Origin of the sequence: Allocoleopsis franciscana PCC 7113 (genome assembly GCF_000317515.1) — a bacterium.
GTDB lineage: Bacteria > Cyanobacteriota > Cyanobacteriia > Cyanobacteriales > Coleofasciculaceae > Allocoleopsis > Allocoleopsis franciscana.
In genome coordinates, this window is the sequence record NC_019738.1 from 2,788,355 (window position 1) to 2,811,880 (window position 23,526).

The 23,526-nt window shown below is 45.6% G+C and carries 25 protein-coding genes; 9 read left to right on the forward strand and 16 right to left on the reverse strand.

Annotation, left to right across the window (positions count from 1 at the left end; all coding sequences use genetic code 11):
* Nucleotides 1–7: 7 nt before the first annotated feature.
* The 3 genes from MIC7113_RS11715 to MIC7113_RS11725 all read left to right on the forward strand — a co-directional run bounded on the left by MIC7113_RS11715 (nucleotide 8) and on the right by MIC7113_RS11725 (nucleotide 2,650).
* Nucleotides 8–253: a DUF4278 domain-containing protein gene (locus tag MIC7113_RS11715; protein WP_015182373.1), complete on the forward strand. Its 246-nt coding sequence runs from the start codon at nucleotides 8–10 to the stop codon at nucleotides 251–253.
* A gap of 402 nt (nucleotides 254–655) precedes the next feature.
* On the forward strand, nucleotides 656–1,729 hold the full coding sequence (locus MIC7113_RS11720; protein ID WP_015182374.1) for an ABC transporter substrate-binding protein: 1,074 nt from the start codon (nucleotides 656–658) through the stop codon (nucleotides 1,727–1,729).
* A 135-nt stretch (nucleotides 1,730–1,864) separates the two neighbouring features.
* Nucleotides 1,865–2,650: an ABC transporter ATP-binding protein gene (locus MIC7113_RS11725; RefSeq protein WP_015182375.1), complete on the forward strand. Its 786-nt coding sequence runs from the start codon at nucleotides 1,865–1,867 to the stop codon at nucleotides 2,648–2,650.
* Between the two features lie 110 nt (nucleotides 2,651–2,760).
* On the opposite strand, the gene MIC7113_RS11730 is transcribed toward MIC7113_RS11725, so the two are convergent.
* The 6 genes from MIC7113_RS11730 to MIC7113_RS11755 all read right to left on the reverse strand — a co-directional run bounded on the left by MIC7113_RS11730 (nucleotide 2,761) and on the right by MIC7113_RS11755 (nucleotide 8,154).
* Nucleotides 2,761–4,158, reverse strand: coding sequence for a TldD/PmbA family protein (locus MIC7113_RS11730; RefSeq protein WP_015182376.1), 1,398 nt, complete (start codon nucleotides 4,156–4,158; stop codon nucleotides 2,761–2,763).
* Nucleotides 4,159–4,716: 558 nt separating this feature from the next.
* Nucleotides 4,717–5,064, reverse strand: a complete 348-nt coding sequence (locus tag MIC7113_RS11735) for a DUF3082 domain-containing protein (protein ID WP_015182378.1) — start codon at nucleotides 5,062–5,064, stop codon at nucleotides 4,717–4,719.
* Between the two features lie 154 nt (nucleotides 5,065–5,218).
* Nucleotides 5,219–5,647 (reverse strand): PPC domain-containing protein, encoded by a 429-nt coding sequence (locus MIC7113_RS11740; RefSeq protein WP_041780019.1) that lies wholly within the window; start codon nucleotides 5,645–5,647, stop codon nucleotides 5,219–5,221.
* A gap of 216 nt (nucleotides 5,648–5,863) precedes the next feature.
* Complete coding sequence (locus MIC7113_RS11745; protein WP_015182380.1) at nucleotides 5,864–6,385, reverse strand: DUF2231 domain-containing protein; 522 nt, start codon at nucleotides 6,383–6,385, stop codon at nucleotides 5,864–5,866.
* 267 nt (nucleotides 6,386–6,652) lie between these two features.
* Nucleotides 6,653–7,396: an LmeA family phospholipid-binding protein gene (locus tag MIC7113_RS11750; RefSeq protein ID WP_015182381.1), complete on the reverse strand. Its 744-nt coding sequence runs from the start codon at nucleotides 7,394–7,396 to the stop codon at nucleotides 6,653–6,655.
* Nucleotides 7,397–7,518: 122 nt separating this feature from the next.
* The gene (locus MIC7113_RS11755) at nucleotides 7,519–8,154 is read right to left on the reverse strand and encodes a DUF1003 domain-containing protein (protein ID WP_015182382.1); all 636 of its coding nucleotides are present in this window, start codon (nucleotides 8,152–8,154) and stop codon (nucleotides 7,519–7,521) included.
* 197 nt (nucleotides 8,155–8,351) lie between these two features.
* On the opposite strand from MIC7113_RS11755, the gene MIC7113_RS11760 reads away from it, so the two are divergent.
* Together MIC7113_RS11760 and MIC7113_RS11765 are read left to right on the forward strand one after the other, a co-directional pair.
* Complete coding sequence (locus tag MIC7113_RS11760) at nucleotides 8,352–9,098, forward strand: LmeA family phospholipid-binding protein (protein ID WP_015182383.1); 747 nt, start codon at nucleotides 8,352–8,354, stop codon at nucleotides 9,096–9,098.
* 394 nt (nucleotides 9,099–9,492) lie between these two features.
* Nucleotides 9,493–10,527, forward strand: a complete 1,035-nt coding sequence (locus tag MIC7113_RS11765; RefSeq protein ID WP_041780720.1) for a hemerythrin domain-containing protein — start codon at nucleotides 9,493–9,495, stop codon at nucleotides 10,525–10,527.
* Nucleotides 10,528–10,674: 147 nt separating this feature from the next.
* On the opposite strand, the gene MIC7113_RS11770 is transcribed toward MIC7113_RS11765, so the two are convergent.
* Together MIC7113_RS11770 and MIC7113_RS11775 are read right to left on the reverse strand one after the other, a co-directional pair.
* Nucleotides 10,675–11,322 (reverse strand): rhomboid family intramembrane serine protease, encoded by a 648-nt coding sequence (locus tag MIC7113_RS11770; protein ID WP_015182385.1) that lies wholly within the window; start codon nucleotides 11,320–11,322, stop codon nucleotides 10,675–10,677.
* A gap of 321 nt (nucleotides 11,323–11,643) precedes the next feature.
* The gene (locus tag MIC7113_RS11775; RefSeq protein ID WP_015182386.1) at nucleotides 11,644–14,862 is read right to left on the reverse strand and encodes a PAS domain-containing sensor histidine kinase; all 3,219 of its coding nucleotides are present in this window, start codon (nucleotides 14,860–14,862) and stop codon (nucleotides 11,644–11,646) included.
* Nucleotides 14,863–15,197: 335 nt separating this feature from the next.
* Here MIC7113_RS11775 and MIC7113_RS11780 point away from each other — a divergent pair, with 335 nt between their 5' ends.
* A complete protein-coding gene (locus tag MIC7113_RS11780; protein ID WP_015182387.1) occupies nucleotides 15,198–15,803 on the forward strand; it encodes a hypothetical protein in 606 nt (201 codons plus the stop codon).
* Here the strand turns inward: MIC7113_RS11780 and MIC7113_RS11785 are convergent, their stop codons facing one another.
* A complete protein-coding gene (locus MIC7113_RS11785) occupies nucleotides 15,804–16,556 on the reverse strand; it encodes a Mut7-C RNAse domain-containing protein (protein WP_015182388.1) in 753 nt (250 codons plus the stop codon).
* Between the two features lie 319 nt (nucleotides 16,557–16,875).
* On the opposite strand from MIC7113_RS11785, the gene MIC7113_RS36255 reads away from it, so the two are divergent.
* The gene (locus tag MIC7113_RS36255; RefSeq protein ID WP_015182389.1) at nucleotides 16,876–17,019 is read left to right on the forward strand and encodes a hypothetical protein; all 144 of its coding nucleotides are present in this window, start codon (nucleotides 16,876–16,878) and stop codon (nucleotides 17,017–17,019) included.
* Between the two features lie 52 nt (nucleotides 17,020–17,071).
* On the opposite strand, the gene MIC7113_RS11790 is transcribed toward MIC7113_RS36255, so the two are convergent.
* The 6 genes from MIC7113_RS11790 to MIC7113_RS11810 form a co-directional block, all read right to left on the reverse strand.
* Entirely contained in the window at nucleotides 17,072–17,422 is a 351-nt protein-coding gene (locus MIC7113_RS11790) for a cupin domain-containing protein (RefSeq protein ID WP_015182390.1), read from the reverse strand.
* Between the two features lie 361 nt (nucleotides 17,423–17,783).
* Nucleotides 17,784–18,014, reverse strand: a complete 231-nt coding sequence (locus MIC7113_RS11795; protein ID WP_155897982.1) for a hypothetical protein — start codon at nucleotides 18,012–18,014, stop codon at nucleotides 17,784–17,786.
* Between the two features lie 172 nt (nucleotides 18,015–18,186).
* Entirely contained in the window at nucleotides 18,187–18,486 is a 300-nt protein-coding gene (locus tag MIC7113_RS11800) for a DUF7734 family protein (RefSeq protein WP_015182392.1), read from the reverse strand.
* Between the two features lie 30 nt (nucleotides 18,487–18,516).
* Nucleotides 18,517–19,110: a DUF3177 family protein gene (locus MIC7113_RS11805; RefSeq protein WP_015182393.1), complete on the reverse strand. Its 594-nt coding sequence runs from the start codon at nucleotides 19,108–19,110 to the stop codon at nucleotides 18,517–18,519.
* Entirely contained in the window at nucleotides 19,083–19,352 is a 270-nt protein-coding gene (locus MIC7113_RS37235) for a hypothetical protein (protein ID WP_172642232.1), read from the reverse strand. Before MIC7113_RS37235 ends, MIC7113_RS11805 begins: the two co-directional genes overlap by 28 nt.
* Nucleotides 19,327–19,554, reverse strand: a complete 228-nt coding sequence (locus tag MIC7113_RS11810; RefSeq protein ID WP_015182394.1) for a Calvin cycle protein CP12 — start codon at nucleotides 19,552–19,554, stop codon at nucleotides 19,327–19,329. The genes MIC7113_RS37235 and MIC7113_RS11810 overlap by 26 nt, the downstream gene beginning before the upstream one ends.
* Before the next feature lie 373 nt (nucleotides 19,555–19,927).
* On the opposite strand from MIC7113_RS11810, the gene MIC7113_RS11815 reads away from it, so the two are divergent.
* Nucleotides 19,928–21,175, forward strand: coding sequence for an FIST signal transduction protein (locus MIC7113_RS11815; protein WP_015182395.1), 1,248 nt, complete (start codon nucleotides 19,928–19,930; stop codon nucleotides 21,173–21,175).
* Nucleotides 21,176–21,462: 287 nt separating this feature from the next.
* Here MIC7113_RS11815 and MIC7113_RS11820 read toward each other — a convergent pair whose 3' ends face one another.
* Nucleotides 21,463–22,566 carry a metallophosphoesterase family protein gene (locus tag MIC7113_RS11820; protein ID WP_041780722.1) on the reverse strand — a complete coding sequence of 368 codons (1,104 nt, stop codon included), beginning with the start codon at nucleotides 22,564–22,566 and terminating at the stop codon, nucleotides 21,463–21,465.
* A 276-nt stretch (nucleotides 22,567–22,842) separates the two neighbouring features.
* Between MIC7113_RS11820 and trmB the strand changes: the two genes are divergently transcribed.
* Nucleotides 22,843–23,484, forward strand: coding sequence for a tRNA (guanosine(46)-N7)-methyltransferase TrmB (trmB, locus tag MIC7113_RS11825; RefSeq protein ID WP_015182397.1), 642 nt, complete (start codon nucleotides 22,843–22,845; stop codon nucleotides 23,482–23,484).
* Nucleotides 23,485–23,526 lie beyond the last annotated feature (42 nt).

Below are 23,526 nucleotides of genomic sequence, written 5' to 3' on the forward strand. Positions count from 1 at the left end.
TAAGGCTATGCAACTGTGCTATCGCGGCGTATCCTACGACTATAACCCTACTTCTGTCGAAACCTTTGAGGGTGAAGTAGGTGGCAAGTATCGGGGTCTGCCTTGGAGACACACTCATCTGAAACTGCATAAAGGGCTAGGGATTAAACCCATTTTCGATCTGTATTATCGAGGTGTTACTCCTAAGCGTAAGCAGGATAGCCAACCCAGTGGAATTCCTGTTACCGAACCCAACACGGCTGGCTCTTTCTAAAAGGATTCTCATCTTTCTCAAAAGATTCTAATAAATTTTGATTTTGAATCTACTTCTACATCTCAATACATTCCCCTGTACTGTTCGCCGCGTACCTTAAATTAGAAATTTCAAATGCAGACAGGGATGTAGTTTTAACCAAGTTCAAACAGGCAGAACCTATGGGTGAGCGCTACAGCCATCTTGAACAAAACAACACAAGGATGGCTGTATATTTTTTTTTGGATATTCTGTGAGAAAGGTAACGAAACTCAACAGGAGGTAATAGGCCAACAAGGAAAATGTGATTAAATTTAAAAAAATTTAATTGCTCAAAAAAGTATAAGAATAAAGCAAGGGTTTACTCAGCCTTGATTCTTAGAATCTTTCCTGATATTTTCAGGGTTAGATTAATGTAAGGTTATGAGTAACATTTATCGAATTAATCGCCGCCAGTTTCTCAAATACAGTTCCCTGACCCTTGGGTCGGGTATTGTTGCTGCTTGTACTAATATTAGCAATCAAGCTTCCTCACCGAAGACTTCCCCAGCTTCTAACTCAACTGCGAGTGACAAACTGGACAAAGTGACTTATGGCACTAACTGGTATGCTCAAGCCGAACATGGCGGCTTCTACCAAGCCATTGCCACAGGCATATATCAAAAACACGGTCTAGATGTCACGATTAAAAGTGGAGGACCTCAGGTGAATGGGACTCAGCTACTCATGGGGGGTGCTGTAGATTTCTTCATGGGATACGGCGTGGATGCCATCAAAGCTGTAGAAGCAGGAATTCCTAAAATGACGGTAGCGGCTATCTTCCAAAAAGACCCCTTGGTGCTGATTGCTCATCCGAATACAGGTGTAAAAACCTTAGAAGACCTTAAAGGTAAACCAATTTTCGTTTCGGCAGCGGCGAATACAACCTATTGGCCTTTTCTCAAAGCCAAGTATGGTTTTACAGATGACCAAAAGCGTCCTTATAATTTTAATCCTGGTCCATTCCTGGCTGATAAGACTTCTGCTCAACAGGGCTATGTAACTTCTGAACCCCGGATTATTAGCAAGCAAGCTGGGTTTGAGCCAGTTGTGTTTCTCTTGGCGGATTACGGTTACATTCCCTACGCCACGACTATTGAAGCCAAACGAGAACTCGTTGAGAAAAATCCAGATTTGGTACAGCGGTTTGTCGATGCTTCAATTAAAGGTTGGTACAGCTATTTAGAAAATCCTGCTCCTGGTAATGAGCTGATTAAAAAAGATAACCCTGAAATGACGGATGAACAACTCGCTTATGGGCTGCAAAAGTTCAAAGAGTATGGGATTCTTACCTCTGAGGACGCTGAAAAATTGGGAATTGGAGCCATGACAGAAGCTCGCTGGCAATCTTTGTTCGATACGATGGCAAAGGGAGGCGTGTTTAAGTCAGATACCAAGGTTCAAAATGCGTTCAGTTTGAAATTTGTCAATCAGGGTGTCAAAGCTTACAAGTCTTGAGCATTGTCCATTCTTAGATTTTCCTACCAAGTACCTGTTGCTAAGCTAACGCCCATTTAAATTGTATATTCTGAAAACAGGACAAAAGCGCTCTCCCCAGCTCCTTGAACAGCTCAATTAAATGCGTCACAGCTTATGAGTTCTCACCCTGCGAATTATCCCACGCAGCGCTGCGCGATCGCCCTTGACCAGGTCAACAAGGTTTACTCCAATGGAACTCTAGCCTTACAAGACATGAGCCTGAGCATCGCTGAAGGTGAATTTGTAAGTTTGGTTGGGTCATCAGGATGTGGTAAAAGTACGGTACTACGACTGATTGCAGGGTTAGGCAAAATTAGTTCTGGTAATCTTCAAGTGGGGAAAGGTGGACAAAAACCAGAACTGGCTTTTGTGTTCCAAGAAGCGGCACTGATGCCTTGGGCAAATGTGGTTGAGAATGTGCGTCTGCCTTTGAAATTAGCGGGTGTCGCGAAACACCAGTCCCGTGCCGCTGTGCAAGAGGCGATTAACTTAGTAGACTTGGCGGGATGTGAACACAGCTATCCTCGTGAGTTATCCGGCGGCATGAAAATGCGGGTATCCATTGCCAGGGCACTGGTGAAAAAGCCAGATATCATGCTGATGGATGAGCCGTTTGGTGCGCTTGATGAGATGACTCGCAGTAAATTAAACAGCGATTTACTGAATCTATGGCAGCAAAAGCGCTGGACGGTTGTGTTTGTCACGCACAATATCTACGAAGCCGTGTACTTGTCGAATCGCGTGATTGTCATGGCTCCTCGTCCTGGGCGAGTGGTAGCGGATGTTACCATTGACGCCCCTTACCCCCGCAATGAAGAATTTCGCACGTCCCGCATCTGTAATAAGTATTGCCGCGAAGTCTCTGCTCGTTTGACGGCAGCGATGACAGGTGTTCATTGAGAAACGGCAGGTGTGCCCTAAGACGTGAAACCATCAATTTGACTCCCCCCAAAACGGGGAGGAGTTCTTTGTATTTGTGCAAGTTTGATGCAACCTAAAGACGCATCCGCTTAAGCGGCTTCACCGCCAACAACCACATCGCGAATCCGTAAACTCGGCCCGCCACAACCTACCGGTAAACCACTTTGTCCTCCCTTCCCGCAGCCGCCGGATTCATCCCAGTAGAAGTCATCCCCAACCGCTTCAATATCTTCTAACGTTTTGAAGACATTACCCGAAAGCGTCACATCCCGCACGGGTTCAGCCATCTTGCCATTGCGAATCATCCACGCTTCTCCAGCGCTGAAGGTGAACATTTCGCCATTCGTCATGCCACCCGTCCAGTTGCGGGCATAAACCCCCTCTTTAATCCCGTTGAATAAGTCCTGTACTGGCGTTTCTCCCCGCTCAATCCAGGTATTGGTCATGCGGACGATGGGGGGATAATGATAGTTGAGGCAACGGGCGTTACCGGTCGGACTTTCTTCTAACTTCCCAGCGGTTTCCCGCGAGTGGAGACGCCCCACTAAAATCCCATCTTTAATCAGTTGAGTGGTGGTGGCGGGGGTGCCTTCATCATCGTAGAAATAACTACCCCGATGCCCCGGAGGTGCCGCACCGTCAAAAATTTGTAACTCTTCTGGACCAAATCGACGCCCCATGCTCATCACTTCTAATAAGTCAGGGTTTTCGTAAGCCATATCGGCTTCGGAAAGGTGCCCGAAGGCTTCGTGAACAAATAAACCCGTGAGCATCGGGTCAATCACAACCGTGTAGGCACCTCCCTTGACTGGGGGTAGAGACAGGGCAGTGACGGCGCGTTGAGCCGCATTGCGTACCTGTTCCTCAAGATGGCTTAGGTCTTCGTAAGCCTTGCGAGAGCCGGTGGTTTCCCGCCCTGTTTGCACAATCTCACCGTTCCGGGCGGTAGCAGCGAAACGCATTTCCATATCTGCCCAGGATTGCTCGATCAGAGTACCTTCGGATGTGGCAATAATCACTCGCTGGGTACTATCGCCATAGCGCACAGAGGTACTGGTGATTCGGGGGTCAATGCTTTTGAGGATGTCGTTGTAGCGATCGCACAATTGTTTTTTATGAGCGATCGGAACATGACGCGGGTTCGTGCCAATCAGGGGCAGTTGGCAAATCGCCTCCACGGGTTTAACAGGAGCGAGTATGGTTTCCTCATCCCCAACAATTCGTGCTGCTGTAATCGCTTCTTCAACTCGCTCGATTAGCGTCGAAAGCTGGTTAAAACTGGCAAATCCCCAGCCCCCTTTATAACAAGCCCGGACTTGCCCACCCATGGCTAAACCCTCACTCAGGGTTTCTATTTTGTCTCCCCGCAACAAAATACTGGTTCCTTCTGATTCCTCAAGACGAATCGCTAAGTAATCCACGCGGGAGCCATAGCGAGCCATCAGGTCAGACAGCAGATTTTTGGCATCAGCGAGTACAGTCGGCATAAGAGTTAATCAGCTCAAGGAACTGCCTTTATTGTGCAATGAGTCGGGCTTTGATCGCTACAGTTGACAACGTTTGTTTCTGGATACCCATTTCAGGCTCTTTCCGAATGCTGAATTGTCGGCTAATGCTTTGATTATCCGTATTCATTCAACCTCTATATAATCTCATCAGTTCTTTCTTTATTTTTTTCGTATTATCTATCTTCTTGCCTATCTCCCTAGGATGAGTATTTAAAAACACTTTTAATAATTAAATCTTTCCAACATATTCCTCTATTTAGGGTGGCGTCAGAGTTCTCTGGTAATTTGCCAACCGTCTTCTACCACTACAGGGGTTGTTAAAGGGTTTAAGCCTTTTCCCTGTTTAAGCTCAATTCATTAATATCACTTCCGTTTGATCACTTCGATAGCTTTGTTGTATCTTTAATTGAGCAGGAGATTAACAATAGATGAAAAGAGATTAAATGGAAGTTAAGTTTCATCTATCTGCCGACGGAAACTTGTTTATGAAGCAGTGAGATAAATTTGAGTAAACAAAATTGAATTCCTGTTAACGTACTACACCTTAGAGGGTGGAGAAGTACGATTTTTTAGCTGTTGAACGAACAGATAAATTGTTACACCCATTAAACCAACACCGATGATCGTAAACAGGGCAGTTGCCAGGGTACTAATGCCCACAACTAGAGTACGAACCGCAATTGAAATCTGAATCGCCGTCTGGTTAGAAGAGGGAAGAGGCTTATTGGCAAAGGTGTTACCAATCGAGGACGTTAGGAAGTAAAGCGCGATCGCAAATCCTCCCGAAATTAACGCGCCACTCAAGCATTTCAGTGGACTCGGTAGTGTTTCTTGCAGCTCAGCCGACGGGGCGTCTGTGTTGGGTGTGGGAGTTGGATTTGTCATAAATTTATATTAATCAGATTCGAGCCAATAAAAACGCGATCGCTATTAAAAATTACAAACCTAAGTGCTGAGAAACGAACAAGAGCAGCGGTTGACACCGACAGAGTCATGGCTCAATTCGATAAATTCCGTCCCTGTTTCAGGCAAGCTGTACTTAAGACGATAATTTTTTGACATTGAGAGTAAAAGAGCCATGAGCCTTATTTTCACCCGAAGCCCGTACTCGAATAATGTAATTTTCTGTTTTGGTAATTTTGACAGCCAGTAGTGAATTAGTACTCCCATCAGGGCCATCATCGTTCTCTTCAATGACGGAACCATCAGCCGCTATAAGTGAGACAAAGGTATCAAAGTTATCAGAGGAGGCTGCAATCTCTACTTTGTCTCCTGCTGCCAAGTTCACGATGTAGTCTTTGGCAAATCCCTTTTTGCCAGTGGGAATATCTTTGTCTGAAAGAGCATCCTTAATTGAATTACCAACTGATAGAGGAATCGGTTGGTAGAGCTGAACTTGCGCTGTGGCGACTACAGCACTCAAACCAACAGCAAGCATAGTAACGGGAGCAAGGGAGATAGCGCTCATGGTATGGAAAAAGTGTAACTGAGTCAACGCGCCTTGTTTCCTAATGGCTTTATCGGCTTTATTGGTATTTTTGGCGACAGCCGACTGGGTAAAACGGCTTAAGAGAATTTCTTTTAGCCTATGTTAGCAACAAAAATACTCTCCCGCCTGTCCGTCGAGAGAGTTGAATTACCAGGAGTGCGAGTAGCAAGGGTATTCCTGACCCATCGCTATCAGCTAGCGTTCTTCCTTGTCACCGTAGCCAATCACGGCAATTTTATGACGGTAGACCAGTTCGCCTCCATACCAACCCGAAATGCCCAGCAGTGTTGCCACAATCACCGAGAGGATGAGTCCTGTGAACAAAAGATTGTCAACGGGGTTACCTACTCTCAACCCTAGATTGATGGCTGTCACAACCAGTGCTGTGACGTTAGCATACATGTGCGCCCAACCGGCTGTGTGCTTACGAACCCGACCAATTCTGATGAAGTCTAGCAAACCAGTGATGGCAGCCAATAGACCCGTGACTAATCCACCCACGATCAGCCAAAATGAAGCGCGTGCCCAAAAAACATCACCCAGGAACCAGTAGGCTATGTCTGTTACAGGCGCGGTAACCAGAAAACCAATAGGTAAAGTTATGAGGGCGGGATGGAGCGGATGCCCTGCAACTGCTACTGTACTGGGCACACCAGTATCTCGATAATTACTCTCTTCACTTTCAATTATGGGCGGGATATTGGGAGTCTGTGTCATAATTCGTCTGCTTAATTTTTCAGATTTCTATAGGTGAAAGTCGCGTGGCGGTTTCTTACAGGAATTCTGACGGAAAGGTATTTATGAAACGTCTTCCAAAAGGGAGATTTAGGCCGTCATCAGCGAACAGAAGACCTGAAAAGTCAAAAATTAAAAAAGAAGTCAGGAAGGGAGATTAATTGTTGTCTTGTTGAGAAATGATCGGTTACCTATATCCTGATCTCTCTCGTAGCTCTCCCATTACCGCCTTTCTTAGGAGCAATGCCATTAAGAATCAGGAAATTGCTCGACATGAGCTGTACCTTGAAGCGTTAGTTTGCCCTTTTGCACGTCCATTCCTTTGAGGCGCAGTGACATCCCTTCTAGTTCAAAATTGCGTAAATTCAGCAGTTCGCTTGCCCTGTCTAAGAGTGCCGTAGTCAGTTCTGGCGATAACTCTTTGCCTTGGGAGTACTGAATGTCCTCTAGGGCGATTCGTTCTCCGCCGGGAGTCAGGTGGGGTACAGTCGAGAAGGAGATTGTCTGAGTTTCTCCGGTTTCCTTCAAAAGAATTTCAGCAGTGAGCAAAATTTTTCCGTCACCCGGTAGGCGCAATTGTACCTGACGTGTGTTGATTACCAGGGGCTGACCATTGACATGCACCTGGAGGTTTTGCAGCTTGTTATGGATATATTCAGAGTTAAAGGCACGTTCAAGATCTTGTTCGGTGAGAACAACATGAGCATCAGCATCTGTGGGACGGGTCAATTCAATTTTCCCAAAAGCCGCACTCAGAGGATTGATCGCAATGTTGCTGGTTTTGATCTCCAATTCCTGGGCACGAAGGTCTTTCTGCATCACCAGACCTTTGCCTTCAATTTCAACGGATTCTAATTCTCCTTGAACCAGCTTACCTGGATCAGTACGGATATCAACGTCCAGATCTTCTACTTCATCCAGTTGGGTTGACAGTCCAATTTCTGCGGCTTTACTCAGTGCTTGTTCGCCAATATCGGGTTTGCCTAGTGTCACGAGCTAAATTTCCTATCTTAATGATTGTTCACACAATCTAGGCGATCGCTTCTGAGCCGTGAATCTGCCTGACGACATAAGGAATTGGTGGGATGTCTCAAGGCATATAGACGTTTATTCCCTCAAGAATCGGATGAATCTTTTTGCTGAAGCTGTTCCAGTTCTTCAGTTAAGGTCTTTTCCAGCACTTCCAGAACAACATGGGGATCGGCGGGTTGCTTCATCACCTCCGCTTCCGGGTCGTCTCGATCTCTAACATTGGGAATATCGCGGCGCAGTTCCTCCACCAAGGCAATCAGCTTGGCAATTTTTTGCTCGGAAAGTAGGTTGAGTTGCAAACTCAGTTGCATACGCTGTTCCGTCAGCTTTTCTTGCCGATTTTGGGTAATCAGCACTCCTGTTGAGATGAGCAAACTACCTAGACCGAGTACATGATCCAGCCATTCAAACGGTGGTGGGTCAAATGGCGGGATGCCGAAGCCGTGGGGTAAGAGATTGACAACCATCCACAGCGTCACACCCAGCAGGATGCAGTACAGAAATTTCGGATGAGCGATAAAAGCGGTGATCGTTTCTACGACTCGCTGAGTTCGGGATAGGTCTTTTTCTGCTTTAGCTTGCAAGGCGATTATCGCCTCAATATTTTGAGCAAGGGGGTCAGGTAAGGGAACAGAAGGGATAACAACTTTCCTGGAGTGAAGTACTGTCTGAATTTCTTCGAGTGAGTTTTCAGGTTTTCCTGTCTGTCTGCTTTTCATAGCTAGTAGTACTAAGAATCTTTTGGGTTTTATTCATTACTGTAAAGATGTTTAGCAGCGGATTAGATCGTCAAGTGGTCAACGGTGCTGTATACAGCTAGCTTGTCTTCCAATTTGCGTATTCCTTGATACAGATTCCTGACATCCTGTTAAAAGTCTAGACTAAGCAGTAGCAGCACGCGAGGAGCTTACGAGTCATGCCAAATGAGCCACGGTTGGAGGAGCAGGCGGTATCTGAAGCGGCTGAGATGGCGATCGCGGCGCAATTCGATGAGGTCGAAAACATAGACGTAGAAGTCCGAACCGATTTGGTGAAGATGGTTCAGGGACATGCGGATTCTGTCTCGATTGCGGCTCAAGGTGTGGTCATGCAGAAAGACATCCGCGTGCAGGAGATGGAAGTACACACCAATCGCATTGCCATCGATCTGCTTCGCACGATTTTCGGTCACGTTGAACTGGACACACCCCTAGATGCCACTGCGCGTGTGGAACTAACAGAACAAGACCTCAACCGTGCCTTAAACTCAGACTACATCCGCAGCCAGTTTCAAAGCTTGGAGTTGGATGTGGAGGGTCAAATTATAACCCTGGAACCGCAACAGCTCAAGATTCATCTCTCAGGTGATGGCAAGATTGGATTTAGTGGAACTATTGTGTTAAACGAAACAGGTAAAACACGGCGTATGGGCTTCACGGCTTTAATTCGTCTACCGATAATGCAACAGCCTCTACTACTAGAAGCGTTTCAATGTACTGAGGGAGAAGGCATTTCCCTAGAACTAGCGCTCACTTTTTTAAATAAAGCAAGAGAACTGATGGACTCACCCTATTTTGAGATTGAGGGAGTTGCGCTTTGCATCAAAAAGCTGGATGTCCAATCAGGCAGACTCTCGCTGTATACCGATGCTTATGTCCGTCAACTTCCCGAAACTCATTCTTAAAATTGCCTATTTAAGTAGGCGATGAATTAACTCACTTTTAAAAAGCTTTTTGGAAATTTATAGGGTTGTTCAAAGCTAAAAAATATTTCTATAAAATTTGTGTCTGATTGGCATGGGTTGCCAGCATGGAAAGCCAATAAATGTTGGCTTAGACTAACCGCAATTTAATGCTTTTTATAACTAATCAAGAAAAACTAAAAATCATCTACCAGAAGTATTAAATTATACAAAAATAAGAAGAAGCAACAAAACGGTCAATAGCAGAAGCTTTGAATATTTTTGTGTTTGTGGTTACTCAAAATATGAATCCGTCAATAGAAGGATGAAGCAAATCAACCACTGCGACAAACTGAAAGAGTTGAAATTTAAACATCCTTTAAAGAGAGAACAACAAATGCCGGTAACACTTGATGATACCAAACGTCTTGCGATCGCCCAAAAACTAGCTGACATGAAAGCGATCCAGAACTTAATTATTTCCAATGAACAGAAATTAATAGAAGCCTGCACCGACCAAGAAATTCGCAAGCGTTTGCAGGATTTTATCCAAGATGATCAGAAAAACATAGGCGTTCTGGACACGGTGATGGTTCAGTATGGTGTCAAAGGAGAGCCGAAAGAAACCACTCAGATGATGATTGAGCAAGTTCAGAAACTTATGGAAGGTTCTGAGCTAACGATGTATGAAAAAGTAGCTCAGCACGAACTGCTCAAGCATAAACAAACAATGGCTGGACTCTTGATTCATAAGTGTGCCCAGGTTGTTGGCGCTGACGTTATGGCAGCGATAGGACCATTGAATGCAGTTAACTTTGATAACCGTGCTCATCAAGAGCAGCTCAAAGGAATTCTAGAAATTTTGGGCACTCGTGAATTGACTGGGCAAGAACCCGATCAAAGCCTGTGGGGTCGCGTTCAAGATGCTGTTGCCGCTTTGAGTGGTGTAGTTGGAAGCGCGGTGACTCGCAGCGATGATGAGATGGACATCCGCGCCCTCATCCGTATGGATCATACCAAGGTCAATACCCTGTTCATGGAAGTTCAGGGCACCAATGACCCTCAAAAATTACAAGAGTATTTCGGTCAAATCTACAAAGATTTAAGCGTTCATGCTGCTGCCGAAGAACAAGTTGTTTACCCAGCAATCCGCTCCTATTACCAAGACACTCAGGAACTTTATTCTGAGCAAGCTGAAATGAAGCAAATGCTGGAGCACATTAAGTCCTTAAATCCATCTGACATTGACAACTTCAAAGCTAACATTGAGCAGTTGATGAGAGCTGTTCAATCTCATGTGCAGCAAGAAGAGAACGAAATGTTCCCCAAACTGCGCGACAACTTCAGCCATGAGCAGCAGAAGCAAATGGCGACTGAGTTCAAATCCGTTAAAAGTCAGTTGCAAGACCAGATGGCAGCTTCTAAAAAGTAGTAGTCTGCTAGCTTGCAGTGACAATCCAATAGCTACATAGAAATAGTAACGGAATAGGCTCCTACCATTCAGATGGTGGGAGTTTTTTATGGATGATTTGCCGGACATTATAAGTAGGTAGGCACAGCGATCAATCGCTGGAACTATCTACAATCCTCCATTAATTGATGCAGGTAACATAACCCGAAACATATCTAGAAAGCAGGCAACGAGTACCCCAGCCATGAACCCAAAAAGATGGCCTTCCCAGGATACTCCTTCTTCTTCAGGAAAAATTCCCCAGAGAATTCTGCCATACATGAAGCCAACAACAACTGTGAGAACAATTGATAGGGCATCCTCGGTAAAATAGCTGCGTACTAGTAGAAAACCTAAATAACCAAAAATTACGCCTGAAGCACCCGCATGATTAGTATAGGGTGCGCCAAATAACCAGACTCCAAGACCACTAAACAGTGCGATAAAAGCCGTAATCATAAAGAAATTCTGAATCCCTCCTAACATCACAAACCAACCGAGGATTAAGAAAGGAACAGTGTTTCCTGCTAAGTGTTCCCAATCACTGTGCAGAAAAGGCGATGTCAAGATACCTAAGAGTCCGAGGGAGGTGCGAGGGCGGATGCCCAGCTTTCTCAGTGCTCCGCCGCAGAAGACCCAATTGACAACTCCTATGCTCCAAGCGTAGACAATGAGTTCACCTAAAATTCTGAATTGAGTTTTAAACTCAGCAGTAATGCCGCCTTTAAGGGTGAAACTAAAGCACACGGCATAAACGAAAATTTCTAGTGGTTTCATGAGTGTTAATAGGACTCTTGCTAGATAATCTGCGCTGCGATGCCTGTCCTAGACTTGTGCCAATTTAATTAAGACCATACGTGCTGTGTCGCGCCTACTTGTGCTAATGCTGATGTCTTTTGGACGAACGATTTTCACACTCTTCAAAGGTTGGCAACTGTCTAGTTGGGTCGCTTAACTATAAGTATGTATCGCTGGTGCCCCTACCTCTTATGCAAGATATCACCTAATGATGATTGCCTTTGGCACAAAAACCACTCAGCTAAGCGCAAACATTTAACACGTTTACTCTTCACTGCTCACTGCTTGATTGATGGATGGTTAAGACTGTAACGGCAGCGTAACAGTAAAGGTTGTTCCTACTCCAACCTCACTCTCCACAGTAATCTCGCCCTCGTGCAAATCTACACACCGTTTAACAATGGCTAGCCCTAATCCTGTCCCAGGAATGGCACCCACATTGCTTGCTCGCCCAAAGGATTCAAATAAACGCTCTAAATCTTGGGGGGGAATGCCAATTCCGCTGTCTTGAATGCGGAACATAACCCAAGTGCGATCGCAAACTAAATCGAATTTAACAGTTCCTCCATCCGGGGAATATTTAATCGCATTAGTGAGTAAATTCGTCAAAATATGACTTAATAGTTTTTCATCCATTTGGGCATCACGAGCCTCACCAATCACCACAAAATCAAGCTGATGTTGCGGCTTTGCACTCATTTGCAAACTTTCAACCAAGTCACAGCAAAAAGCGACTAAATTGATGGGGGACGGCGTGAACTTCAGTTTTCCCGCTTCAGCTTTGCCAATCGTCAGAACATCTTCTAACAACTGAGTCATCCGTTGCACGGCATTTTGAATGCGCCGATAGTGATTTTGTTTCTTCTCCTCGGATAATTTATGGTTGTAGCGTTCAAGCAGTTCCGCTGAGGATTGAATTGTCGTTAGGGGTGTGCGAAACTCGTGGGACACTAAAGACACAAATCCCGATCGCAATTCGCTCAGTTCTCTTTCCCTTTCCAAAGCTTGAACAATTTCAGCTTCAGCCTGCTTGAGTTTTGTAATGTCCCGTCCCACAGCCTGAAACTCCAGGATATTGCCAAAGTCATCAAACAAGGCTCGGTTCGTCCACTGTTGCCAGCGATTTTCTCCACAAGGCAGAATAATTCGGTGTTCGTGAGTCACAATAGGCTGTTCTACACCTAGAAAACTAAAACTCTGGGTAACCAATGCTTGGTCTTCTTCTGGAATTACTGGCATAAAGCTGTAACCAATCAGCTCAGAACGCTGCTTATGGAAATAGCGGCAGTAAGCATCATTAACAAACGTGAGAGTTCCGTCTGGCTGATATCGACAGATCAATTCAGTTTGATCTTCAATAATGGCACGGTAGCGAGCCTCACTCTGTTGCAAAGCTTCCTGGGCTTGCTTGCGTGCTGTGATGTCCTCGATCATGGCTAATGTATAGAGGATACACCCCGATTGATCGCGCAAAGCAATCAAAGTTAAATTCACCCAGACAATCTCTTGATTCTTTTTCTGGTAACGTTTTTCTAACTCAAAGCTATCTATTTTTCCGCTTATGAGCTGCTCCATACAAGGAATTTCTAGCGCTAAGTCTTCGGAATAAGTAATAGCCTCAAACGTGAGCGCCATGAGTTCAGACTCGGTGTACCCCAGCATTTCATAAAAGGCTTGATTCACCCTGATGTAGCGATTATCCAAGCCTGCCAGCGACATTCCAATCGGGGCTTCGTCAAACACTCGGCGGAATTGTTCTTCGCTTTGACGAAGGGCGGCTTCTGCCTGTCTACGTTCTGTGATGTCCTCGACCATGCCTAAGCCGTAAAGGATTTTTCCCGACTCGTCGCGCAGTATCATTGAGGTTAAATTGCCCCAGAGAATCTCTTGATTCTTTTTGATAAAACGTTCTTCGACTTGAAAGCGGTCAAGTTCTCCTTGTTCTATCTGCTTGAGATAGGGAAGTAAACGCTTCCAGTCTTCGGGATGGGTGATATCCTCGCAGGTTAGGCTGATAAATTCAGACTCACTATAGCCCAGCATTTCAACTAAGGCTTGATTCACCCTGAAAAAGCGCTTATCCTTTGCAGTTACCCCCATGCCAATCGGTGCCTCGTTAAACACCCGGCGGAATTGTTCTTCGCTCTGACGCAGCGCTGCTTCTGTACGCTGACGTTCAGCAATCTCGGCACTCAGTTGCTCATTGATGTGCTGAAGTTGAGCAGTACGCTCCTCAACTCTTGTTTCTAGCTCGTTCATCACCTGTTGCAGAGTGGCTTCTGCCTGTTTTTGATCGCTAATATCCAAGACTAGGGAGAAAATTGACACCAAATTGCCCGACTCATCGAAGAGTGCCGAGTTGTACCATTGGCAATAAACAATTTTTCCATCTTTGGTATAGTTGCGATTTTCATCTACAGTGCGTTGTAGAGTTCCATCCATTAATTGACTCAGGATTTGATCAACTGTTGGAGCATCTTCTTCATAGACGAACTGCCATTCTTTAGGATGGCGATTGAGAACCTCAGCAGTTTTCCAGCCAAATATTTTTTCTGCCTGTTTCGACCAACGCTGCAAGCGAAAGTCCTTGTCCCACTCCAGAATGGCTAAAGGCGAGTTATCGACTAAAAGTTCCAATTGCTGATAGGCTTTTTGTAGCTCAGCTTGTGCCCGTTTGCGCTCCGTAATATTCGCAATAAACCCCACCATGCGATTAAGATGACCCGCATTATCGGTGTAAAATGTACCGTTGTCTTCCAGAATGATGTAACTACCGTCTTTTTGACGCATCCGATACTCAACATGGAGTCGCTCTTTAGTGGCAATAACTCGGTTAAGCTCTTGGATAACTTTCTCTATGTCATCGGGATGAATTAACTCCATCCACTGCTCTAAAGAGCCTGAGAGTTCTTCCTGGGCATAACCAAAAACTTGTTCAACATTAGAACCCCAAATAATTTCCTCTGTCTGACTATTCCATTCATAAAGCAACAGACCATTAATTTGACCGGCGGCTTCATAGCGATTTTTCCATTCGGTTAATTCTGCAACGGCTCGTTGCAAATCTAGTTCCACGGGTTGATTTGCGAAATCGTTACGACTTTGAGCGCTGAAAATTGCTACATCTTCTACTTGTTTTGCCGTTGTAATGTCCTTCGCCACTCTATAGACAAGTCCATCTTCTGCATTGGATACTCGCCAAGATAGCCAACGGTAACTTCCATCTTTGTGGCGATAGCGATTTTCATATTCGACAAAGTTGTTTTGGCGATGCAGGTTCTCGGTATTCAGTGTCAACTCCCTATCATTGGGATGAACAAGTTCAAGCCAAGGGATGTTTTGTAAATCAGACACCGTCCATCCCAGCACATTTTCCCACGCTGGATTGATCTGCTGGAAATAGCCATTTTCCTGCGTGATACAGAATAAGTCGAATGATAAGGTCAGAAATCTATTCAAAGCCGATTCTGCCTTTGCAGAATTTTCATTATCTTCGATGGGGAACTTAGGAGCATTCATTCCAACAAAGGCTCAATCCGTAAGAGTGACGACAAGATGATCGTGCCGCATCTATCTTAAGTCATGAGCATAAGCATGAAAAATTTTCAAGCCGATGGCGACTGAGGTTGAAGCCTTGGCTCAGTGGCTACTCGTATCGGCAATGCCTGAGAGTAAAGTCACTGCATCACGTCCCAGAATCGTGAGCGCACGGCATTGCACTGGTTCTCGCTCATCGTTCTGTTGGAGTTCCAAGCCAAACTTTATCCCCGTGTTCTAAAATTTCAGGCGCTTACTCAGAACTGGAGTTTAGACTAAGAAAAAACTACAGCAATCTACAAAGTGGTCGCACACAGATGGGCACTCAGTTAATCTCATTCCGTCTCAAAGATGAAGAGGTCGCTCTGCTGATGCAGTATGCTAGCTCCGAGGAGAACGCGAGTCTGACTGCTCAACGAGTCATCCGGCAGCTATTAGGAACCCAAGAAATCCCATCCGATAAACTGACAAGCCTCTTAATTCAAGTGAATGAGTTAAGAGAGCAAGTCAAGTCTGTGAAAATTTTTATCGGTGAAACGATTGACGAACGCCTAGAAGATGTAGACAAACTCGTTGACGAAGCCGTTCACCAACAGATGCCAGCAGAACTGCTCCAAGCGCGTGGGCGTTTTGATAAATTTGAGCAGCGGTTAGATAAGTATTTTGAGATTCTCCGGGCATCCGGTCAATTACCTGCCCCGAAAAAAAGACGGTCTGAAGTTCCGATGGAGCCACTTCATCCCTCGGATTTAGCGCAACGGTTGATTAATCCAAAAACCGGATCTCCTTACTCCCCCAGTGCTATCAGTCGTCAGAAGGATCGAGTAAATTTTCCGTTTTGGTCAGAAGCGCGTGATCCGCAGGGTATACCGTGGGAGTACGACCCCAACGATGGCTTGTTTTATCCGCTCCAGCCTTTCTAATCAAGCCGACTCTTGTGCGTTAAGTACTCCCTCAATAAATTGCTGCATTCGTTCGTAGTGCGAACCTCTCCAATAAATTTGGCTACATTCCCCGCAGCGATGAAATTCATCAATTTCTAAGCGGGTTTGGTGGGGGAGTTGGTTGAGGATCGATTCTTTTGATACAGGTTCTAATAACCCATTGCAGCGTATACATCTTTGAAATGGTAGGATTTTCCCAAACAAGTCGAAGCGTCGTAAGACTTCGATGATCTGTTGCTCTGGGTTAGTCGCCCTAACATAGTATCCATAGGTCACTCGACTTCGCATCAATAAACCTTTGTCACGAGTGAATAGCACCCGTTGTTGGGAGGCAGAAATTTCAGCTAATTCTTCGTCGTCGTAGTCGTTGCGGTATAACGTGTCGAAGCCCAGCAAGCGCAGGGAGGAGGCTAATTTCCCTAAATGGACATCTAGAACGAAGTGCAGGATACTGGGCAGGGGCGGTCGGAGAGAGACTACAGGTATGATGTTCGTGGCAGTAGAAATCGGGTGGACATCGATGCGTTCGCCATCTTGAACAATATAGGAAAAGTCCACCGCTTCGGCGTTGACCCAGATACAGTCCACTTCCGTATGGGGGACACCCAAGGCTTCGATCATGTCCTTAATTGAGCATCGCTCTTTAAAAACATGGGTAAAGCTGACCTGTCGCTGGCTAGGTGGCAAAAAGTCGTTTAGTTCTGCGTGAAAGCGAAACACTACTTTAGCCATAGGGAGTGTTAGACCAAACTCTGCATCAACTTTAGCGCGACTGAGCAATTCATCAGGAACTTCTAGCCCCAGTAGCCGTCAACGAAAGAAACAGGCACTCCCAACACTCCAGAATTTAGAAAAGGCTTTTTCCTGATTATTCTTGGGGTCATGATGGAAGCCAGTTGAGTAACTGTCCATCCTCAGACTACGAAAACCCCTAAAAATTGACCCAGATCGACTCAAGACCAACTGTCACTTGAGGGAGTTGCATAGTGCCGTTTTTTTTCCGGATGAGAATTTCCTATCGTCGGAGTATAAAGAGTTGAGGTTGAAAGATATGCAATTAGTTCAAAGCTTTATCTCGATCGCGGAAACGGCTGCCAAACAAGAGGCTCGTCAACTCAAGACTACTTCTAAAACTGAGGCTCAACAAGGGTCGAAGCAGCTAAGTCTCAATGGCAAATTTCATCGGCTGATTTAAAGTAGAACTAAGTCGGGTTAGGGGTAACCTGGCTTAGTTAAAAGAGAGTATTTTAAGCTGAAGCTTTGGCATAACCAATCTTAGGTGCAGAGTAAATAGAAACAAAGACAGAGTCTTCTGTCCCTTCATTAACCGCACCGTGAACTTGATTTTGGTCTGCGATCGCAAATTGACCCGCACTCAAGGTTTGGCGCTGACTGTTGCCTAAGTAATAAGTGAGAGTACCTCGCAGCATAAACCATGTATCTTGCCCATCGGGATGGCAATGAGCTTCAACCTCTTGTCCCGGACGCACTGCCCAAACGGCAATACTAGAGTTTTGGGTAATCACAACTTCAGTGACGACTGCCTTTTCATCAGAGAAACAGGCGTAGGCTTCAAGAGCAAAAATTCTTTCATTCATCACGATAAAAGCAATTTAGGAGCTACGCTCTTGCTAAGCGCTTGAGCATCAGTCTGATGAGACAGCAATTGAGGACAGGCAGCCGTATGATAACATGAGCTAGCGTTCGCTCAAAGTTTTCGACGAAACTCTTATACCGCTCCATCGAAGCGTTAGAACGTTCAATTATCCAACAGCGATTACAGACATCGTTGTTTCATCTTACCCCGTTCTCAGAGGTGCCAAATGGATTCTATACTATCTTTCTGACTAGCTGCTCGGATTAAAATTTGAAAAAGACTGTGCTGACTACTAATGCGCTCCACTACAGAAAAGCGTACCAGAGCGCGATTACAAAAGTTTGTGGTCTACTGACCGCCACTCAAATATCGTTGAGCTTGCCAAGTTCGGAGCCACTGAGGAGTTGATACACTGAAACGCATCCCCAGTACAAACCGCTCAGAACCTGAATCATGACTAAGATAGGGAGAGCAAATACAGCTACACCCAGACCACACAAAACAATGGCGAATCTCTCGGATAAAATCCCTGAGTAGGGTTGCTCGTTTAAGTGGCTCTTAGGGGTTGTAGAAGCTTCCTGAAAAGCTATCATTTCGGTTTTCGCTCTCATCTAGCGTTTAGTTTGCTTATCTAATCCCAATTATGCCTAAAGGTAGATACCTGTTTATCAAGGGATAGTTTAGATAGTTGGCGACTGTATAAAGTTTGTGTAAAATCTTTCCCCTGTCACTCAGAAAAATCGGGGAAAAGGAGAATGGAGGATATCACACCCCAGCTTCTGAGAGTAACAATTGCATGGTATTCCAAGTCAGACCTTGCTGAAGATAACGAGGCGCATCAGGGTTGTAAGGACTAGCAACTCGGTCAATCGAGATAATGTGTGCTTCTGGAGGTAGCACTGGGATATCGGGGTCAAAAGCGGTTGGGCGCATCAAAGAACTGGAAAAGCCTTTGAAAATGGCAATCTGGTCTTCTTCGCCATCTATTTCAGCCGTGACTATCACAACTTCCTGGGGACGCTTAATCGTGTATTGCTCTAGACGCCGCCCAATGGAATTAATCATTGCGAATCACCACTCAATAGTATGCCGTATTTATTGTTCCATAGCTGAGCGCCCTTGTTTGCCCAGCCGAATCAGGACGAAATAGCTTAAGTAAAGGACGTAGGCGATTAAGCCTGTCACCCCCAGAAAACCGAGAAAGCCTGGTCTGGAATCGTTATGGAAATACTGTTTGAATAACAATGGCGGCTGTAACCAAACTTGACAGAAAGGCGTTTTGATTGATCCGGGCAAAAAGGCACAGCTCAGAAAGGGAATACTGGCTAAAGCGCCCAAGATACAATATGCAGTAATAGCCCATCGCCATGATGTCAGTGCCAACTTTAAAGGACGCTGCGGTTGATCCTCAATATCTTCGTTCACATCCACCCAAAACCAGAGGGCAATGGGAATTAGGATACGACCGAACCAACCTGAAACAAAACCAATCGGCAAACTGGCAATAAATAGGTAAACCGTAATCGCCAAGAGACTGGCAACACGCCAGTAGATGATCAATAGGCGTACCATCGAATCCACTTTCTGCACAAAAGCCCAAATCAGCAGAATCAACGGGATGATCACCGTAATTAAAACTGCCAATCGGTAGTCTGTCCAAACTAGGGATCGAAGAAATTCGTCTTGCATTGCTCGTTGCCGAAAAGACCTTTATCTATGTTATTCCAGTAGGCGCAGCTTTCCACCCAATCTGGCTGGATAGCATTCGGCTGTGTTGGTGTGCTACCCCCCAGTCTCAAGCCTGTACAACAAAGAGCTGGAATCCTCAGGTTGGGAGTTCCAGCTACTTGCGCCCATTGGCTGATATACCTAAACCGACTAAAGCTGACGTTGAGGGATTGAATATTAGTCTTCGTACACCCGACATTCATCAGCGTCTGGGTTAGCGTCGCAATATTGCTCAAAAGCGTTTTTCTTGGGAGCTTTTTGGCGTTGGTGCGCGGCTTCAGCTTGCAGTTCTTCTACTACATCCCACGCTGCTGCACAGGCACCAGACTCTGCCCCGTTGATATCACAAGCAGCTCTAGCTGCTTCGCGCTCTTGTTGGATTTTTTCTTCAATGTTGTTGCTCATTTCCTTACCTTTTCCTGCGTACTGTACTTAAGTACAGCAAGTTGCTTAGTCGAGAGGGAATCATGATCAATCTAGTCTTAGCGCCAATTGGGTTCTTAATTACCGGATTAATCCGGATTTTTTAAGATTGTGCCAATTTTCGCTTGCCGACGGTCAGCTCGCCTATTACAGACTTAACTGATTTCACTGCCTACATATTAACTTATGTGAAGCACAATCGCTAGCCATTCCGTCACCCTGTCAGGATAAAGGCATGTGTTCAGTATCTAATCTTACCTTTAGAGTTGCCCCCGTTAGCGCTATCATAAGGCTTAAACCGCCTGCCAACTCCCAAGGGTAAGAATCGGCATCGGAATTGAATTCGGCAGAACCAATGGCTAATCCAATTCAGTGGGCAAACGCCTTATCTACCTGTCCATCTTTGGAAGCAGCAATCGCGGAAGTGGTAGACCGCGCCCAAAAGTCGTTGACCGCCACACCTGACTTAGGGTTGGTGTTTATCTCGTCTGCCTATGCCAGCGAGTATTCTCGACTGATGGCCTTACTCCAAAAGCAGTTGTCGGTGCCAGTGATCATTGGCTGTGGTGGTAGCGGTATTATCGGTATGAACTCCCAGGGTGAAACCCAAGAAATCGAGGGAGAACCGGCTCTGAGTCTCAGCTTGGCTCACCTGCCTGATGTTCAGGTTCAAGCTTTTCACATCCCTGGAGATGGCTTACCCGACCTAGATAGTCCCCCTAATACCTGGGTGGATTTGATTGGCGTTCCACCTCAGGAAGAACCTCACTTTATTTTGTTAGCAGACCCCTTTTCTGCCATTAATGACCTGCTGCAAGGGCTGGATTTTGCCTATCCAGGGTCAAGTAAGGTAGGAGGAATGACCAGTGCTGGCGCGATGGGCGTGCAAAGTGCCCTATTTTGTAACTATAAACTCTACCGCGAGGGCACCGTTGGAGTCGCATTGAGCGGCAATATTGTTTTAGAAACAATTGTGGCTCAAGGTTGTCGTCCGATTGGTCAAACGTATCAGGTGACGGCCTGTGAGCGGAATATTGTGTTGGAATTAGCTACACAGGATAACGTCGAGAAGACCAGCAGCGAGATTGAGTCTCGTCGCCCCTTGGAAGTTCTGCGAGATTTACTGCAAAGCCTCAGTGAGGAAGACCGGCAACTGGCACAACATTCTCTGTTTGTCGGTGTTGCCCGCGATGAATTTAAGCAACAACTGGGTCACGGAGACTTTCTGATTCGCAACTTATTGGGCGTCGATCCCAGAGTTGGGGCGATCGCAATTGGCGATCGCGTTAGACCCGGTCAGCGTATCCAGTTCCACCTCCGGGATGCCCGTACCTCCGAAGAAGACTTAGAACTGCTCCTCCATCGCTATCAAAAGGATACCTCTGGGACTACAGAGGCGGCTGGTGCTTTAATGTTTGCTTGTCTAGGTCGGGGAAAAGGACTTTACGGGAAGCCTGATTTTGATTCCCAACTGTTTGGTCGCTACCTGAGTAACATTCAACTCAGTGGCTTCTTCTGTAACGGTGAAATTGGCCCAGTGGGTGGTAGCACGTTTCTGCATGGCTACACCTCAGTTTTTGGGATTTGCCGTGCAAAACATTGAATGGCTCACATCTTGCACCTTTGTCAGTAAGCCTCCACACCCGCCAAGAAATTAATTTCTTGGCTTATAGCTCAAGTCCATTGAAATGGACTGAAACCCAAATCCTGTCGTATGAAGACGAGTGCGAGCTATGAGACAGTGGTTAAAACCACTGGTGGTTGTTGCAACTGATGCAAGATTTCAGATGGGGGAAAGTTGAGCCTTCAAACAGAAAGGGGGCAACCACGGCCGGAGCTTTAGTGAGGAGATTGCCCCTAAAGGTGGCGTTCGTGCGTAAGTCCTGACTTTTACTTCAATAGCAGCGTTGTATGGTTGTCGATCAGAGCCGGTTCACCGTCGCTGCTTTTCGCACTAAATGCCTCGAAGTAGCGACGCGCTTCTGGGAAGAACTCTGGGAAATCAAACAAGAAGTCACCGGCAGCAATGTTAGCCCAGAAGTAGCGGAGGCTAGGGGCAAGTTTTTCAGCATCTGCTAAGGGTAAGTTTAACGGCTCAGTGGTAAGAAGTTTCAGCATGAATGGATGGGAGCGATCGCCCATTAATTCTCGTGATTTCTGAGGCAAATTCTCCCAACCGGGCACTGACGTCACTCGATGAGACTCAATCTGTAACCATCGTTGTCCTTGCTCGTCCGTTCTCAACTCAAATATCCGATAAGGGTGAGGATAGCTCACGAGAGAACCAGTTGTGATATCGTAAACGCCCTCATGGTAGGCGACATCCTGAACATGTAAGTGACCCGTAAACACCAAATTGACCCCAGCCTGCTTCAGGATTTTCAGCAGTGCCGGAGCATTATCCAACATATACCTGCGTCCCATGGGATGGCGAGATTGATAAGGTAGATGCTCCACAACATTGTGATGTACCATCACCAGTACCAATTTATCTTGGCTCTCTTGCAGAACTTGCTCAAGCCAGACTAATTGCTGTTCATCTAGACAGCCTAACTGTTTACCTGATGCATCAAATTGATTGGAATTTAACCCAATTAACTGGACTCCCGGTAGAATTTCAGTGGTGTAGTATAGCTGGTCTGGATTGTCATAGCCCAATTGATGGTAATAGTAGGGAAAGTCTTTTAATCCAATCGAGTGTTCATTCGACAGTAGATTTGGGACATCATGATTCCCTGGCACCACATACACCGGAAAAGGTAATTGACTCAACCGCTTTTGCAACCAGGCATGATTATCTCTTTCACCATGCTGAGTTAAGTCTCCGGGTAGTAGCAGAAAATCAATATTTTGCTGATTTAAGTGTTCCAGAATCAACTCAAGAGCTGGAATGCTAACTTCCACTAAATGGAACCGATTGGGATGATCCCAAATGGTATGAGCTAGTCCGATGTGCGGGTCGCTCACTACCGCAAAGCGAAAATTTAGACCCATGATATAAACTTTATTAAAATCCATGCGAGGCATAATTTAAATTATCCCTCATCCCCTTATTCTTGGTGAGCTTAAATAGTATATCTTATCTTTTCTTATCAATTTAGCCTCAAAAATATGCTTAAATTGAAAGGATTGCTAAAATACAAGGAAGACAAGGGTTAATTCTTGATTAAGGCAGATATTCTTAAAAATAAAAGAAGAGTATAGGATTAAATTTAGTTCATGCAATGTATCGTTACTGATTTTTCAGTAACGAATCAGGAGGTGTAAACGTTGCCCAAAGTCCGAGTCCGTCAACATGTCAATCCACTGAGTAAGAAATACCAAACGCCGGTTCAACCCCCGCTTTGGAACTGTGTTTATGCTCAACCCGCTCAACCCTTGCATCTGGATATTGGCTGTGCCAGAGGGGAATTTTTGTTGAGTATGGCAACACTAGAACCCAATTGGAATTTTTTGGGATTAGAAATTCGGGAGCCATTGGTAGAACAGGCTAATGCTAAAGCTTCAGAGTTGGGGTTAAGAAATCTCTACTACTTGTTTGGCAACGTTAATAATTCCTTAAAACCACTGCTGGAGTCTGTTGAGGTGGGGATGTTGCGGCGTGTTACACTGCAATTTCCTGACCCTTGGTTCAAGAAGCGGCAAGCCAAACGACGTGTGGTGCAGCCAGAATTAGTCGATACTTTAGCAACTTACCTGATGGATAGGGGAGAGGTTTTTTTGCAATCGGATGTTGAGGCGGTAGCGGTGGAAATGTGCGATCGCTTTGAGGCTCACCCAGCGTTTCAAAAACAGGGGGCTGATCTTTGGTTAGCCACTAATCCTCTGCCAGTTCCCACGGAACGAGAAGTCTCTACTCTTTCAAGGGGTGAACCGGTTTATCGTGCGCTGTTTGTTCGTCGTGAGCTTTGACAAGAGTGTCTCAGTGTCTCATGCTGGAAACCCCTCCCCATC